Genomic DNA, 15,299 nt, shown 5'->3' with positions numbered 1-15,299 from the left:
GTCCAACTCATCTCGAAAAGGAATCACCTCATGGCTGTCACGAGCGATCGTATCGATACCGTTGTTGCAACTCCCTTGCTCCATCCGCGCATGAGCTGGGGCGCGATCATCGCCGGCTGGCTCGTCGCTACCGCGGTGGCCGGGCTGCTTTATGTCGCCGGTCTCGCGCTGGGCTTCGCTGCGTTCGATCCGAACGATGTAGCTGGCGCCGCAAAGGGCATTGGCGTCGGCACCGCGATCTGGTTGATCGTGGCATGGGCCGCGGGTTTGTTTGTAGGCGGCATGTTCGCCAGCTGGTTCGACGCGCGCACCGATGAAACCATGGGCGCGATGCACGGCGTCGCGGTGTGGGGCTTGTCGCTTACCGCAACCGCCTTGTGGATGTCCTTGGGATTGGGTCACGCGATGCATCACCACGCGCCGATGGGCGGACCGATGGATGGTGGCCGCGCACCGATGGCCGCAGCAGCCACCGACAACGACGCGCTGGTGATACTTCAGGCCAACGTGCGCCGCATGACCGACCATGTACCGGGCGATGGCCGCCCGGGCGGGCGTGACAACAGTGACGACGCGATCGTCGCGTCGATCCTCGCCGACCACACCGATACGGCTCGCGCATTGCTGATGGCGAACGGCACATCGGCCGAGTCGATCGATCAGACCTTGCCACGCCTGGTGACCGAAGGAAATGCAGCCAACGCCAATATTCGCGCGAATGCGGATCGTGCCGCGCACTACACGTCGATGGCGCTGTGGATCGCCTTCATCGCCGGCCTGCTCGCGCTCATCACCGCAGCCATTGGTGGCAGCATGGGCGCCGGCAATGTGCATCGCGTGTACCACCTGCGTCGTTACGAAGGTCGTCCGTATCGCGGGCTCTGAAAACTTCGTCAATAGCCAAATGGATGGCTAAATGAAAGACGCGCAGCCTGGCTGCGCGTCTTTTTTATGAGCGTTCCTGCAGAGCGGGCTGTGTCATCACTTCGTCTGCAGCGAACCCACTGTTACCGTTCCCTGCAGCCCGTCAAATGCCCTGTCCGCGATCGCATGCAGATCGTCGACCACTTTGTTCGCCGTTTCGGGGAACGGCGAATAGCCGTTGAGATAGGCGATCCCACCGAATTTGGATGCGTCTTCCAGCGGCTTCACTTCCTGGTTGAAGCGGCGCAGCGCGCGCAGGCCGGCAACCTTGTCGCCATATTCCCTGCGCATCGTTTGCCAGAGCAGACCGCCTGCGCGCAGGTCCTGCGGACTGCTTTGCTGTCGGGCAGTTGCATAGGTCTGCATATAGTCGGGTTTCTTGCGCTCCGCTGCCAGCGCCAACCAGGCCAGGGCGAGTGGCCGGTTCGCCGGTATGCCGGGCATGTCGCCGTTGTAGAACATAAGTCCCAAGGCATATTGCGCATCCTTGTTGGCCCAGTGCGCCGCATCCTTCAACATCTCGACGCCCTGCGCATTGTGCCCGCGCTGGAAGTGATACCTCGCGCGGCAGGCGTAATACTCGCCGGGCAGGATGTCCGAGAAACCTTCGATGCACCCGTAGATTTTTTCGTCGACCGGCGCAGCAGCGGACGATGCGGACGCCGGAGTGTCCTGTGCCAGGGTGATCGACGCAGTGGTGAGCGTGCCCAACGCGGCGCAGGCCAGCATGATCCAGCCGGTTTTCATGACAGTTCCTTGGTTGCAATAGCGGTCGGCGCCGAACGAGCGCCCTCGAATTCCTAACGCAAACGTTTCAGTCTCGCGCGTGTTGACCGGGCTTCATTGCATGGTGATGTGCCCGGCCATTCGTTGTTCGGCTTCGGGGGATGGCGGCCTGCCTGCCCACGCTGATCATTGCGGTCATGGGAATATCTGTGGTTGCCTGCAAGAGCCCTGCAGTATCACCTGCGTCACCACGACGCTCGCCCGTACACGCCTCAGGATGCAGTTTTTCGCATCGAACATGGCGTACGTGATCTTGTGCTCCCTTGGTTTCAACTGTAGCTATGGTTGTTGGACGGGACCCACGGTCACGGTACCTTGAAGCCCTTCGAAGTCCTTGTCTGCCAAGGTATGGAGAAAGTGTAGAACTGATGTGTTGCTTCCAGGCACCGGGTCATATCCATTGATCGGAAAGTCAACGCTGTTTCCGCTGATCATCTGGGCTTGATGATAGGTGACCTGATGGTCAAAGTTGCGCATGGCCCTGGGGCCCGCCACCTTGTCGCCGTATCGCAAGTTCATCGTTGCAAATAGCAGTGTCGCAGTACGGAGTTCGGCAGAGTCGATTGCCTGTCGAGCTGCCAGGTACGTGCGCACGTAAACGGGATTCTTCCTCTCTGCTGCCAAAGCCAGCCACGCCACACCTTGTGCACGATCAATGGCAATGCCCGGCGTATCGCCATTGAAGTAAATCAAACCGAGCGTGTACTGGGCGTCCTTGTTAGCCCAGTCCGCGGCCATCTTGAGCGTTTCCACCGCTTGCCTATAGTGCTTGCGTTGAAAGTGATACTTCGCACGGCAGGCGTAATAGTCACTCGGGAGGATGCTTTCCAGGCCTGGAATGCAGTTATCGATTTTTTCGTCAGCTTTAGTGGTGAGAGTCGGTGCATTTTCAGCGGAAGCGACCGAGGCAGCGGTGATTGCGCTCAGCGAAATACAGCACAGTAATTTCTTCAGTCCGGTTTTCATGACGCTCCCTCGTACGTGGGCGGCTAAAACCAAATAAAAAAAGATTCGGATATCGCTTGCCTGTCCCCTTCGCCGCAATCGCCTGAAACCGGTGGTTGATCATCCGATTCATTAGCGCCCGGTGACGCGCTCCGCCGTCGCTTCATCCGGCGGCACCAGCGGCGATACCGAATCAGCGTGCGCTTCAAGTTGGGCCGCCTCGACGGATGGTGTGCGCCAGCCGGAGTTCACGCCCCACAGGAAAAACAGCAGGCCGATCACCGCGACGATCACCAGATCCCATCCGTAAGGCAGATAACCAAGGCCGCCGAAGCGCGTGCTGCCGAAACGCGAAACCACTGCAAGGGAGATCAGGTAGGCGACCAGCCACCACGCGCCCTTCATCTGGCGGGCGAAATCGTGCCAGCCGCTTTTCCACTGGTAGTAAATGTAGATAGGGAGCGCGACCACGATCAGCAGGATGATCTTTCCGGTCAGTGGCCACTTGGCCCAGTACAGAAGTTCAGCCGACATGATGAAAGCGATGCCGGCAATAACCGGCAATCCGGTCAGGCGGAATGGGCGACGCAGTTCCGGCGCAGTGCGGCGCAGCGTCATCACGCTCACCGGTCCGGTGAGGTACGAAATGATCGTTGCCACCGAGATCACCGCGGCCAGCGAATCCCAGCCGCGGAAGAAGAACAGGAACAGGAACGACACCACCAGGTTCAGCCACATCGCCGGACGCGGCACGCCCCATTTCGGGTCGATGTGGCCAAGGATTTTCGGCAGCGTGCCGTTGCGCTCCATGCCGTAGATCATCCGCGCGGTGGATGCGGTGTATGTCATGCCGGTGCCGCTGGGGCTGACGAACGCATCGGCGTACAACAAAATCGCCAGCCAGTTGAGATTGACGATCACCGCCAGTTCGGCGAACGGCGAGCTGAAATTGATGCCGTGCCAGCCGGCCTTCGCCAGCAGCGATTGCGGCACCGAACCGAGGTACGCCACCTGCAGAAGCACGTACACCACCGTCGCCAGCGCGATCGCGCCGATGATCGCGAACGGAATGCTGCGTCCCGGATTGCGCGCTTCGCCGGCAAGGTTCACCGGGCTCTGGAATCCGTTGAAGCTGAAGACGATGCCGGCCGTTGCCACCGCCGTGAGAATGGCGGCGAAATCATTGGTATGGCCGCCACCATCGATGCCGACCGAGAAATTTTCGCGATGGAATCCGCTGGCAATCAGCGCGATGCCGGTCGCGGCGGGAATGATCAGCTTGATGATGGTGATCAGCGAATTGGAGCGTGCGAACAGTTTCACGCTCCAGAAATTCAGCAGGAAATAAATGACCACCAGCACAGCGGCGATGGCCACGCCGGTATCACTGAGTTCGCCGTGTGCGCCGGGTACCTGGTGAAAGAGATCCCGCGCCCACTGCCATTTCCAGCCAGACATGTATTGCACCGATGCTTCGGCCTCGACCGGGATCACCGAAACGATCGCGATCCAGTTCGACCAGCCGGCAATGAAGCCGACCAGCGAGCCATGCGAGTAATGGCCATAACGCACCATGCCGCCGGATTCGGGAAACATCGAGCCGAGTTCGGCGTAGGTCAGCGCAATCGACAGGATGATCGCCGCGCCCAGTACCCACGCCCACACCGCGCCAGGACCCGCGAGCTTGGCCGCATTCCACGCGCCGAACAGCCAGCCCGAACCGATGATCGACCCCAGGCCGGTAAACATGAGGGCCATCGGCCCGACATCGCGACGGAGTTTGTTGTTCTGGGACATGAGGATTCCGGTGCGGGAGGCTATACGCCTTGAGCTTCGATGGTTGCAGAGTGGTTGCGTCGTGTCACCCGTCGGCGGCGGATGGTGCTTATGACTTTATGGCGGGCCGTTGGGACTTTTGGTTATTGGTGAAGTGGAGGATTTCGTGCGTGACGCGTTTCGAAGCGCTCCATTTGGACGGCCAAATCGACATGCTCCTGAAGGCTGGACTCTCGAAGAGTTGCTCTGTAAGGGCCTGCCCGCGAAGGACAAGCTGGCAGCCGCGCAATCAGGCCGAAAGCCATCAGCACTCGATCACATTCACAGCCAGCCCACCGCGTGACGTTTCCTTGTATTTGTCCTTCATGTCGCGACCGGTGTCGCGCATGGTCTTGATCACCTTGTCCAGCGATACGCGATGCTTGCCGTCACTTTTCAGGGCCATCCGGCTGGCGTTAATCGCCTTGACCGAGCCCATCGCGTTGCGTTCTATGCATGGAATCTGCACGAGTCCGCCGATGGGGTCGCAGGTGAGGCCGAGGTTGTGTTCCATGCCGATTTCGGCCGCGTTCTCCACCTGCATCACGTTGCCGCCGAGTGCAGCAGTGAGGCCGCCAGCGGCCATCGAACAGGCCACGCCGACTTCGCCCTGACAGCCGACTTCGGCGCCGGAGATCGAGGCGTTTTCCTTGTAGAGAATGCCGATGGCCGCGGCGGTGAGCAGGTATTCGATGATGCCGTTCTCGTCGGACTTCGGGCAGAAGCGCTGGTAGTAATGACCAACCGCCGGGACGATGCCGGCGGCACCATTGGTAGGCGCGGTGACGACGCGACCGCCGGCGGCGTTCTCCTCGTTCACCGCGAGCGCGTAGAGATTCACCCAGTCGAGGATGGTGAGCGGATCGCGAAACGCCGCTTCGTGCTGGTTGCGCAGCTCCTCGGCCATGGCCGGCGCACGGCGCGCGACTTTCAGGCCGCCGGGCAGCACGCCGGGTGAGCGCAGTCCGCGATTGACGCAGTCCTGCATCGCTTTCCAGATCGTCAGCAGGCCCACGCGAGTTTCCGCCTCGGGTCGCCATACCGATTCGTTCGCCATCATCAGTTGCGCGATGGTCAAGCCGTGTTTCTTGCACAGCGCCAGCATCTGGTCGCCGGTGGAAAACGGATAGGGTTGTTCGGTGGTGTCGGCAACGATGCGATCTTCCGCGGCCTCGTCGTTGTTCACCACGAAGCCGCCGCCGACCGAGTAGTAATCGCGCGTGGCGAGCTCGTGGCCTTCGGCGTCGTACGCGCTGAAGCGCATGCCGTTGGTATGGAACGGGAGCTTCTGGCGCTTGTTGAACACCAGGTCGCGCTTCTCGTCGAATTCGATCTCGTGCGTGCCGAGCAGGCGCAGGCGATGCGTGCCGCGGATGCGTTCGAGAATCTGCGGGATCTGGTCCGGATCGACGCGGTCCGGCCACTGGCCTTCGAAACCGAGCAGCACGGCCTTGTCGGTGCCGTGGCCGCGGCCGGTCATCGCCAGCGAACCGTAAAGCTCCGCGCGAATTCGCGACACGCGGCTCAACACGCCTTTTTCGTCCAGCCAGCGTTCGGCAAAACGCGCTGCCGCTCGCATCGGCCCCACCGTGTGCGATGACGATGGGCCAATGCCGATCTTGAACAGGTCGAATACGCTGACGGCCATGATGTGCACGGGAAAGGAAAGGGAGGTCAGCTATTCTACGCTGCCACCCGGCTTGCGCCCGTGATGTCCGACCTGATCCTCTACCAGCGCGACTACTGTCATCTGTGCGATCTGGCGCTTGCCGTGCTCGCCGAAGCGCACGCGCCGGATTTCGAAAGCGTGTGGGTGGACGATTCGCCGCAACTGCAGCAGCGCTATGGCACGCGCGTGCCGGTGCTGCGCAACGCAAGCGACGAGCGTGAACTCGACTGGCCGTTCGATGCGCAAGCGGTGTGCGCGTTTCTCTCCATTCCGCGATGATCCGCCCCCTCTCCTGCGGGCAGGAGAGGGGTTCCAAGTCCGAGGATCTGCGCAGCCCTTTATGGCTTGTTCGACTTCAATCGCTTGAGAATTTCGTCGCGCGCTTCGCGCAGGATCGAATCGCGATCGAGACTGGCGACGATGTCGGCGACGGCGCGTTTGGCGCCGGCTTCGCCCCAGGATTTTCCGGCGATCAAATAACGTTCTGCAGCGCGTCCGATCAGCACCGTGGCGTACCAACCGAGCGCGCCCTGCGCCGCGGCCGTCACTACGACCGACAATCCCGCGCTCATGCCTTTCAGCGCCGAAGCCACGAGTTGCATGCCCCAGATCGCGCCCATCAATGCAGCGAGCTGCGCCGAGATCACCGCAACCAGTCGCCCGGATTCGGCGCGCGTGAGTGGTAGTCCATAGATGCGCGACAACTGCACGACCATCGCCGCGTCGAGACCGGCGGCGGCGAGCAGGTCGGCGACCGGAATCGGATTCAGGGCAACGGCCACGCCCTTGGCGATGCAGTAGTTGTGGATGAGTTTCGCGGCAACGGCCTGCCGTGTCTGCGCGATGCGCGCGCTGACCTGATCGGTGAGCCGGCCAGCGTAGAGCCCGGCGTTGATCGCGGACAACGTCTTGCCTTCGCGTGCAGCGATGGCGAGCAGGCGTTCGCGTAACGCGGCGACATCGGGCGTGCGCGTCTGCTCGCGCGCGTGTTCGCGACCTTGCGCATCCACTTCCAGAATACGTTGTGCTGCCGGATGCGCGGCCACCGCAATCACGTCTTCCCCGCGCACCAGGCCGGCGACGCGCAAGCGCAGGTGATCGAGAAGATCGCGCAGTTCGTCGTCGCCGTAGCGGTCGGCCTTGTTCAATGCGAGCAAAAATGGGCGCTGCGTCGCGGCCAGCGTTTTCAATGCATCGAGTTCTTCGCGGGTCAGGTCGCCATCGCAGACGAACACCACCAGGTCGCTGACTTCGGCTACGTCGAACGCCAGTCGCTCGCGCGCTTCGCCATCCAGTTCGTTGATGCCGGGCGTGTCGATCAGCACCAGCCCATCGTGCTGCGCTTCGTCCAGCATCGCGTGTTCGGCGTCGGTGGTCGTGCCGTGCAATACGCCGACGACGAACGCTTCGCGGCCCAGCAGCGCATTGCCGAGCGCCGACTTGCCAGCGGAAACGCGGCCGAACACGGCGACATGCAGTTCGCCGCGCTCGAGTTTCTCCAGCATGGTTTCAATGCGCCCGAAATCGCTCGCCAGTTCACTGCGTACGGACGCAGGGATGGTCGGATCGTCGAGCAGACTGCGCAGGCTTTCTTCCACGCGATGGGAATTCGCCCATTCGCGCGGCGCGGGGATGGCGACCTCGGCGACCGGATCGGGTGCGATCCAGCCACGCAGGCGTTGCCATAGATTTTCGCGCGCCATCGTGTTGCCGATTATTTCGGCGCGAGCTGCAGATGCGCGGTGATTTTCACATCGGCGCCGATCACCGACGTGTCGGCGTAATCACCGGCGCCGACGCCAAAGTCGAGTCGTTTCACCGTGCCGCTCACGTCGAGCGTGGCGCCGCTGCCCTGCGGTTTGAACGTCACCGTCAGGCTCACCGGTTTGGTCACGCCGCGCAGCGTGAGGTTGCCACCGGCGATCACCTGCGCGCCGCTCTGATGAAACGCGGTGCTGACGAAATGCGCGCTCGGATATTTCGCGACGTCGAAGAAATCACTGCCCGGCATCGCGCCATCGCGATCCTTGTCGCCGGACACGGCACTCGCCGGCGTCACCGTCACATCGAATTTCGAGCTGGCGACATTCGCAGGGTCATAACTGATCGCCGCGGTCCATTGCGTGAAGTGGCCGTTGAAGGCAGCGCCCTGGAATGTGCCGCTGAAACCGAGCTGGCTTTGCGCGGGTTGCACGCTGTAGTCGGCAGCGGCCGCAGCGAATGGCATGGCGAGTGCAAGTGCGATGGCAACGCGTTTCATGGGCGATCCTCTTTGGATGTCGAATCGTTGCGTAGGCGCGCGAACGGCAGCATGCGGCGCAGCACGTTGTCCTTGTCGAACACGTGATGCTTCAGTGCGGCGCCGACATGCGCCACCAGCACCAGCAACAGAAACCAGAAAAGATATTCGTGCAGGTTGTGCGCGAAGTGACGGATGTCGTCGTTCTTCTGCGCCAGTGCCGGCAGGTTGAATAGCTTGAACCACTGCAGCGGTTTGCCGCTGACCGAATTGAACCACCAGCCGCTGAGTGGCATCGCCGCGATCAGCACGTAGAGCAGGCCATGCACGACATGCGCTGTGACTTGTTGCCAGCGCGGCGCGGGTTCTTCCGGCGGACGGCGGTCAGCCATGCGCCATGCGAGACGTAACAGGAACAACGCCAGCACGGTCAGGCCGATCGACTTGTGCAGCGCGAGCCAGTTGATCTTCTGCATCGGCGAATGCGCCAGATCCATCAACAACCCGAACACGCCGTTGCCGAGGATGGCCAACGCCATCACCCAGTGGAAGAACTGCGCCATCCCGCCCCATTTGTGCCGGTTGCGAAAGGTCATGGGTGATCCCTGGATGAATTCGTGTCGTCGTCGCGGATGCCTTCCAGCTCGAGCCACACGCTCACCTGGTTGCCGATGGAACCGGAGTAGGCGGTGATGCCGAACGCACTGCGATCAAGCGCGACGTTGGCGGAGAAACCCGCCACTTCGTGCAGGCCGTAGATGGTTCGCGCGACGCGATTGAAGGTGAAAGGAATATCCAGTGGCTGCTGCTTGCCGCGCAAGGTCAACGTGCCGTGCAGCACGCCATGCGTGTCATCCTTGCGTTCGGCGCTGGTGCTGACGAAATGCGCATAGCGGCCGTGCGTGCAATCAAGCAGGGACGGCTTGCATACCGCGGCGTTCCAGTCGGCATCGCCCATGTCGAGGCTGCCCAGGTCAATGTCGAGTTCGGTCGAGGCCTTGCTCCAGTCCTTCGGATCGAATCGCAGCGATCCCTTCGCAATATGCAGACGTCCAAACGGCCGCGAATATCCGTCGTGACTGATGCTGAAAAGTATCTGGCTGTGGACGGTGTCGTAGCGATAGCTCGCGACCGCTGCGTGCGCGAGGGTCGACGACAGCGCGCAGGTTGCGACGAGAAACAGGCCGGTGAAACGGATGAGCGACATGCGCGAAAGTCTGGCCGATCGGGGTCGGGCATGCCAGAGGAATGTCATGAACATATTGTTTCCCGAATGCTTCGATGAGTGAGAGTTGACTCGCGAGCAATTGCGTTCACGATGAAGGCGGCGGCTCGCGTTCGCGCCAGGCTTCCATGGTGAGTGTCGCCAGTTGGCGCAAACGGTTGCTTCCGGGGTCGGCGAGCAACTCTTTCAGGCGTGCTCCGGCGTCGTCCTGATCCAGCGTGTGCCGTTCGGCCAGCGACGCGGCCAGTGCGCGTCCCATGCTGTCGAAAATCAGCGCGTACGCGAACGCGTGCAACACGCCTCCCCCGAGCGTGCCGAGGCCGGGAAACGCCTTCAATGCATTGCCGGCGACGGCGAGTACGATCGAGCTGCCGGTGCGCAGCGTGAGTTTGGCCTGGCGAATGAAATCCTCGATCTGCACTTCGGTGGCACGCACGCCATAAAGCTGCGCGAGGTCGCGCGTGAGGCCGGCGGCAAGCACGCCCTGGATCAATAAATCACTGCCGGGCGCGACCGCAGCCATGGCGCCGACGATGGCGCGACGCGCGTACTTGCGCACGATGCGTTCGGCATCGGCCGCGCGCGTCTGTGCTTCGAGCGTGCCGGTGCGTTCGTGTAGCCCGGCGAGCACGGCGTGTTCGCGCAGGCCCTCCAGAGCAGCGGCGCCGGGAGCGGTAATGCGTTCGAGTGCCTGCAGCAATGGATCGATCGCCGGCTTGCGTTGGCGTTCGACCGATTCGCTGCGGCCGTCCGTCAATGGCCGTTGATAGCGCTCGCTGCCACCCGCACTGATCGCAACGACGGTGGCCGCGATACCGCGCGATTGTTCGCGCAACCTTTTCAGCAACTGGTCGCGTTCGACCGGCGTCCATTGATCGACCTTGTTCAACGCCAGCACCAGCGGCTTGCCGAAGTCGGCGAGCCAGCGCAGTTCTCCGGCCTGGCTGCGATTGAGATCGCCAGCGCACAGATAGACGACCGCATGCGCGCGCAGCACTTCTTCACGTGCCAGCGCTTCGTGCGTTTCGCCACCGCTTTCGCGGCTGCCCGGCACGTCGGCCAGCACCAGCGTGCGACCGTCGGGCAACAGGCTGTCGTAGTGGGCGACGGCGCGCGTGGTGCCGCCGCGTGCGTCGGTGGTAATGCGCGCGTGCGGATCGAGCGCGCGGATCAGGCTGGATTTGCCGGTGGAAATTTCGCCGAACAATGCCACGTAGATGCGTGCGCTTGCGCGGCGGCGGTCCAGTTCGCCAAGTTCCGCGCTCAACGTACCGGTCGGCGCGCCGCGTTCGCGCAGTTGGTCGATACGCTGCTCCAGGCTGCCGCGATCCGGCGCGCTCACCGGACGTCGTTTGCGTCGTGGTCGCAGCAACCACCACAGCACCGCCAGACCCGCAATCGCGAAAACGGAAAGCGCCGCGCCGAGCGTCCACTGCAGCCATGCGGGTAGTGCGAGAAAACGTTGCGCCAGCGCCAGTGCGCGTTCGGCTGCCGCGAACAACAACCACAGCAACGCCGCCATGGCGAGTGCGCTGATGATCCATCTCAGACGCCGGGACATACAGCCTCCCGTTTGTTTTCCTCGCACACATTGCGATTGTGCATTTCAACCCCGTCGAATCGCGCTCGCCGCGTCTGGCGCGTTTTGGCATGATGCGTCATGCAGGGGAATGTACGCATGTTCGCATCGGTCGTGCTGAATGTTTTGTTGGCCGTGTCCGCGTCTTCACCCGCCGCGGCGGGCGTGGTCGCGCCTGCGTCATCGTCGACCATGCAGGTGTCGACTTTGCTGACGACGCCGCAGTTCCGCCGCTATGGCGTGGCCGATGGCGTACCGAGCGGTGCGATCTATGCGGCAGCGCAGGATCACAACGGCATCATGTGGTTTGCCACGCAAGGCGGGCTCGTGCGTTACGACGGCGTGTCGATGAAGGTGTACAGGCATGCGGCCAACGATCCGCAGTCGATGCCGGTCTACGGCGCCTACGAAATCCTCATCGACCGTGACAACCGTGTATGGGTCGCCTGCCTTTCAAGCGGCTTGGCGATGCTCGATGAGAGCACCGGGCACTTCAGGCACTGGTCGCATGACGATGCGGTTCCCGCGAGTCTGTCCGGCGATGAAGTGTGGGCTGTCGCGCAGACGTCCGATGGCACGCTGTGGGTCGGCACGCAGGCCGGGCTGGATCGCATGCGGCCCGACGGCAACGGGTTCGATCATGTCTCGCTGGTCGTCAACGGAACGGCGGACCCGTCGGTCGGCGCGGCGCGCACGCTGCTGGCCGAGCCCAATGGTGATCTGTGGATCGGTACCGAGAACGGTTTTTATCGGCGAAAAGCCGATGGCGTGATGACGAAAGTGGTTGTTGATCCGTCTTTCCATGGCGATGTCGACAAGAGCTGGCGCATCGACGACAGCGGCGGGGATGTTCGGTTTGCCGTTTCCGGCGGGCTGCTTCTCGTGGGCGCCGACGGCATCGCACGTCCGTTTGCGGCTCGCCAGTTGTCGTCTCAACGCGTGGTCAGCAGTACGCGCGATACGCAGGGTCGCCTGTGGATTGGTACAGCCGATGGCATCTGGCTATCCGAACACGGCGGCGAGTTGCGGCGGTTTTCCGGACAGCCGCTGTTGCCAGGCGGCCTGCCGGGAAACAAGGTGTGGCAGACCACGCTCGATGCCGAAGGCGGGCTTTGGATCGCGCTCGATTCCTCGAACATCGGCTACCTGCCGCCGGACTGGAACGGTTTCGCGCGATTCACGCACGTTCCCGATGACCCGAACAGTCTGTCGGGCATCGCGGCGATATCGATTCACCCAAGCCGCGACGGAAAACTCTGGGTGGGTGGCGAAAACGGTTGGGTCGACAAGCTCGACATGTCCACCGGGCAGGTGCAGCACGTGGTGCAGGGCATCCATGACCAGGTCGTATCGCTGGCCGAGGATGCGCGTGGACGCCTGTGGATCGACCATCCGCCGCAGCTGCATGTCTTCGACCACGGCAAGCTGACTGAGGTGAGCTTCGACAAAGCCCAGGTCACGCGTCCGGTTTCGTTGTGCATAGGCGACGATGGACGCGTCTACTTTGCCTCGTGGTCGCAGGGATTGTTCGTGGTCGATCCGGATAGCCTGGGCGTGTCGCTGGTGCCATCGGACAGCCAGGACGACGCGACCAAGATGCCCGATCAGATCAGCTCGCACGGCGGACGCATCTGGTACGCCAGTGGCGGCGGCCTGCAGCAAATGGACGGTCAAACGGGAAAGCTGCACTTCGTTCCCGGCGTGCCCCGCAAGGAAGTTCTCGCCTTTACATTCGATGACGCGGGATTCTGGCTGGGAACATGGAGCACGCTGGAGCACTACAAGTATGTCGATGGACGGGCCACGCGCGATGAACTCATCAACTATGCAGAAGTGTTTTCCAGCGACCTGAGCGATATTCATACCGACGACAAAGGTCGGCTGTGGGTGTTCGCCAATCCCGGGCTGCTGACGTTCGATCGCACAACGCATCAATTCATTTCGTTCGGTCCGGCACAAGGTTTGTCGAACGCCAACTTCGCCAGCCTGACGTCCGAAACGATCCCGAATGGGACGATGTTTGCTTCGAACAACGGTGGACTGGTGGCGTTCGACCCAGACCGCCTTTTGCAATCCGCGCACAGAAACTCGGCCCCACCGCTGACGCTGGCCTACCTCAACGTGCAACGCCATGGCGAGGTCGAAAACCTACCGCTCGATGGTCGCGTGGTGCGGCTTGGCTGGCGCGATCGCGGGTTGCGCGTCGGGGTGCGTTACGCGTCCTACATCAATCCCGCGGCCAATCATTATCGTTTTCGGCTCTACGGCTTCGATAACAGCTGGGTGGATGCCGACAACCGCGGAGAGCGCGACTTTGCCGGCCTGGAAGCCGGGGAATACACACTGGTGGCAGAGGCCGCTGGCGACAACGGCAAGTGGGTACGGCTGGTGACGCCGCTGCGCATTCACGTGGAGTCCCCACCGTGGACGCGCTGGTGGGCATGGCTGACCTATGCACTCCTGCTCGCGCTTTTCATCGGCTGGATTTTTCGCAACTGGCGTCGTCGCCTCGCACAGCGTCATCGCATCGCGCTCGCCGAGCAGCAGAAGCAGATGGCAGAAGCGGCCAGTGCAGCGAAGACGAAATTTCTCGCGACATTGAGTCACGAAATCCGCACGCCGATGACCGGCGTAATGGGCATGGCCGAATTGCTTTTGAGCACGAAGCTCACTCCGCTGCAGCACGACTACACGCAGGCCATGCAGCGTTCCGGCAGCATGCTGCTGAAACTTCTCAACGACTCGCTTGACCTGGCGCGTATCGAAGCCGGCCGGCTTGAACTGGAGCCGGCGCCGTTCGATCCGCGCCAGTTGCTGCGCGATGTCGCGCAACTCGAGCAGGGACTGGCGCATGCCAGACACATCGCATTCGTACTGGAGATGGCCGACGACCTGCCTGAGCAGTTGATCGGCGATGTGCTGCGCATCAAGCAGGTGCTGTTGAATCTTTCCAACAACGCGTTGAAATTCACCGAGCACGGCAAGGTGACGCTGTCCGCCCAGCGCAGCACGGATGGCCTCGTGATAAGCATCAGCGATACCGGGCCCGGCATTCCAGAGGCCAGCCAGTCTCGACTCTTCCAGCGCTTCGAGCAGGAAGAAGGTCCGCAGCGTCGTGCCGGCAGTGGCCTTGGCCTGGCGATCTGCCGCGAACTCGTCGACATGATGGGCGGCAGCATCGAACTCGAATCGAGGCTTGGTCATGGCAGCACGTTCCATGTGCGATTGCCGCTGGGCAAGCCGGAGCAGCTGCGGGCGTTGCCATCGCCGGCGACTACCGATGCGCGTGCATACAAATTATTGCTGGTCGAAGACGACACCATTGTCGCGGCGGTGATCAGCGGCTTGCTCGAGCATCAGGGCCACGCGGTGGCGCACGTCGGCAACGGTCTGGCCGCGATGGCCGAACTGGCGCAATCGTCATTCGATGCGGTGTTGCTGGATCTGGATCTTCCCGGCGTCGATGGTTTCCAGATCGCGCGGCTGATTCGTCAACGCGAGCCCAAGGAAGAACGCATGCCGATCGTGGCGGTGACTGCGCGGTCCGGCAGCGAAGACGAGATCGCCGCGCGTGTGGCAGGAATGGACGGCTTTCTGCGCAAGCCGCTCAGCGGCGAACAACTTGCGGCGATGCTTGCGAAGGTTGTGCAGTCCGGCGAGACCGGCGCAGGCACATCGACCTGAGTGAGGTGGTTACATGTCGTTCTTGTGAAGTTCGAAACCGCGCTGCTGGTATTCACGCCAGCGCAGGCGCGAGCCGTCGCGTTCGGCCGGATCGGCGGCCACCACTTCCAGCACGCGCTGAAAATTTCCGTTCGCGCAGGTTTCGCGAAGGTTGATCACCAGCGGCCGGTCGACGGTATCGATACCCGGCGGCACGATCAGCACGGCGGTGTTCGCGTCGTCATCGTCACCGGCCAGCTGATGCGGAATCATGGTGTCCTCATCGAACTCCCACAGTAATTCGTCGATCGCTTCGGCCTGTTCGAAATCCCGCGTCAGGATCAGTGTCGGCTGCTGCGCCGCGAAGGCTTTCCTGACCAGTTCGCACACCAGCAGCAACGGCTGCTCGCGAAAGCGCGGCTTGTCGATCAGGTAAAAATCAGCGCGTGGCATG

13 protein-coding genes are annotated in these 15,299 nt (G+C 62.3%); 3 read left to right on the top strand and 10 right to left on the bottom strand.

Features of this window, described 5'->3' with window-relative positions:
* Window positions 1-30 precede the first annotated feature (30 nt).
* On the top strand, window positions 31-885 hold the full coding sequence (locus GSQ73_RS08700) for a hypothetical protein (protein ID WP_158883087.1): 855 nt from the start codon (window positions 31-33) through the stop codon (window positions 883-885).
* 96 nt (window positions 886-981) lie between these two features.
* Here the strand turns inward: GSQ73_RS08700 and GSQ73_RS08695 are convergent, their stop codons facing one another.
* The 4 genes from GSQ73_RS08695 to GSQ73_RS08680 form a co-directional block, all read right to left on the bottom strand.
* Window positions 982-1,671 (bottom strand): hypothetical protein, encoded by a 690-nt coding sequence (locus tag GSQ73_RS08695; protein WP_158883085.1) that lies wholly within the window; start codon window positions 1,669-1,671, stop codon window positions 982-984.
* A 318-nt stretch (window positions 1,672-1,989) separates the two neighbouring features.
* The gene (locus GSQ73_RS08690; RefSeq protein ID WP_158883083.1) at window positions 1,990-2,676 is read right to left on the bottom strand and encodes a hypothetical protein; all 687 of its coding nucleotides are present in this window, start codon (window positions 2,674-2,676) and stop codon (window positions 1,990-1,992) included.
* A 111-nt stretch (window positions 2,677-2,787) separates the two neighbouring features.
* Window positions 2,788-4,452: an APC family permease gene (locus GSQ73_RS08685; RefSeq protein ID WP_158883081.1), complete on the bottom strand. Its 1,665-nt coding sequence runs from the start codon at window positions 4,450-4,452 to the stop codon at window positions 2,788-2,790.
* Between the two features lie 283 nt (window positions 4,453-4,735).
* On the bottom strand, window positions 4,736-6,118 hold the full coding sequence (locus tag GSQ73_RS08680) for an L-serine ammonia-lyase (protein WP_158883079.1): 1,383 nt from the start codon (window positions 6,116-6,118) through the stop codon (window positions 4,736-4,738).
* Window positions 6,119-6,181: 63 nt separating this feature from the next.
* On the opposite strand from GSQ73_RS08680, the gene GSQ73_RS08675 reads away from it, so the two are divergent.
* Window positions 6,182-6,418 carry a glutaredoxin family protein gene (locus tag GSQ73_RS08675; protein ID WP_158883077.1) on the top strand — a complete coding sequence of 79 codons (237 nt, stop codon included), beginning with the start codon at window positions 6,182-6,184 and terminating at the stop codon, window positions 6,416-6,418.
* A gap of 59 nt (window positions 6,419-6,477) precedes the next feature.
* Here the strand turns inward: GSQ73_RS08675 and GSQ73_RS08670 are convergent, their stop codons facing one another.
* The 5 genes from GSQ73_RS08670 to GSQ73_RS08650 all read right to left on the bottom strand — a co-directional run bounded on the left by GSQ73_RS08670 (window position 6,478) and on the right by GSQ73_RS08650 (window position 11,164).
* Complete coding sequence (locus tag GSQ73_RS08670; protein ID WP_158883075.1) at window positions 6,478-7,842, bottom strand: GTP-binding protein; 1,365 nt, start codon at window positions 7,840-7,842, stop codon at window positions 6,478-6,480.
* A gap of 11 nt (window positions 7,843-7,853) precedes the next feature.
* The gene (locus tag GSQ73_RS08665) at window positions 7,854-8,399 is read right to left on the bottom strand and encodes a YceI family protein (protein ID WP_158883073.1); all 546 of its coding nucleotides are present in this window, start codon (window positions 8,397-8,399) and stop codon (window positions 7,854-7,856) included.
* The gene (locus GSQ73_RS08660; protein ID WP_158883071.1) at window positions 8,396-8,974 is read right to left on the bottom strand and encodes a cytochrome b; all 579 of its coding nucleotides are present in this window, start codon (window positions 8,972-8,974) and stop codon (window positions 8,396-8,398) included. The genes GSQ73_RS08665 and GSQ73_RS08660 overlap by 4 nt, the downstream gene beginning before the upstream one ends.
* On the bottom strand, window positions 8,971-9,585 hold the full coding sequence (locus GSQ73_RS08655) for a YceI family protein (protein ID WP_158883069.1): 615 nt from the start codon (window positions 9,583-9,585) through the stop codon (window positions 8,971-8,973). The genes GSQ73_RS08660 and GSQ73_RS08655 overlap by 4 nt, the downstream gene beginning before the upstream one ends.
* Window positions 9,586-9,691: 106 nt before the next feature.
* On the bottom strand, window positions 9,692-11,164 hold the full coding sequence (locus tag GSQ73_RS08650) for a GTPase domain-containing protein (protein WP_158883067.1): 1,473 nt from the start codon (window positions 11,162-11,164) through the stop codon (window positions 9,692-9,694).
* A 117-nt stretch (window positions 11,165-11,281) separates the two neighbouring features.
* Between GSQ73_RS08650 and GSQ73_RS08645 the strand changes: the two genes are divergently transcribed.
* Window positions 11,282-14,866: an ATP-binding protein gene (locus tag GSQ73_RS08645; RefSeq protein WP_158883065.1), complete on the top strand. Its 3,585-nt coding sequence runs from the start codon at window positions 11,282-11,284 to the stop codon at window positions 14,864-14,866.
* Between the two features lie 9 nt (window positions 14,867-14,875).
* Here the strand turns inward: GSQ73_RS08645 and GSQ73_RS08640 are convergent, their stop codons facing one another.
* The gene (locus GSQ73_RS08640) at window positions 14,876-15,298 is read right to left on the bottom strand and encodes a DNA polymerase III subunit chi (protein ID WP_158883063.1); all 423 of its coding nucleotides are present in this window, start codon (window positions 15,296-15,298) and stop codon (window positions 14,876-14,878) included.
* Window position 15,299 lies beyond the last annotated feature (1 nt).

It is taken from the genome of Rhodanobacter sp. L36, assembly GCF_009765755.1.
Lineage (GTDB): Bacteria > Pseudomonadota > Gammaproteobacteria > Xanthomonadales > Rhodanobacteraceae > Rhodanobacter.
Note: the sequence above shows the minus strand (reverse complement) of the source record. Positions and strands in the feature narration are given on the sequence as shown.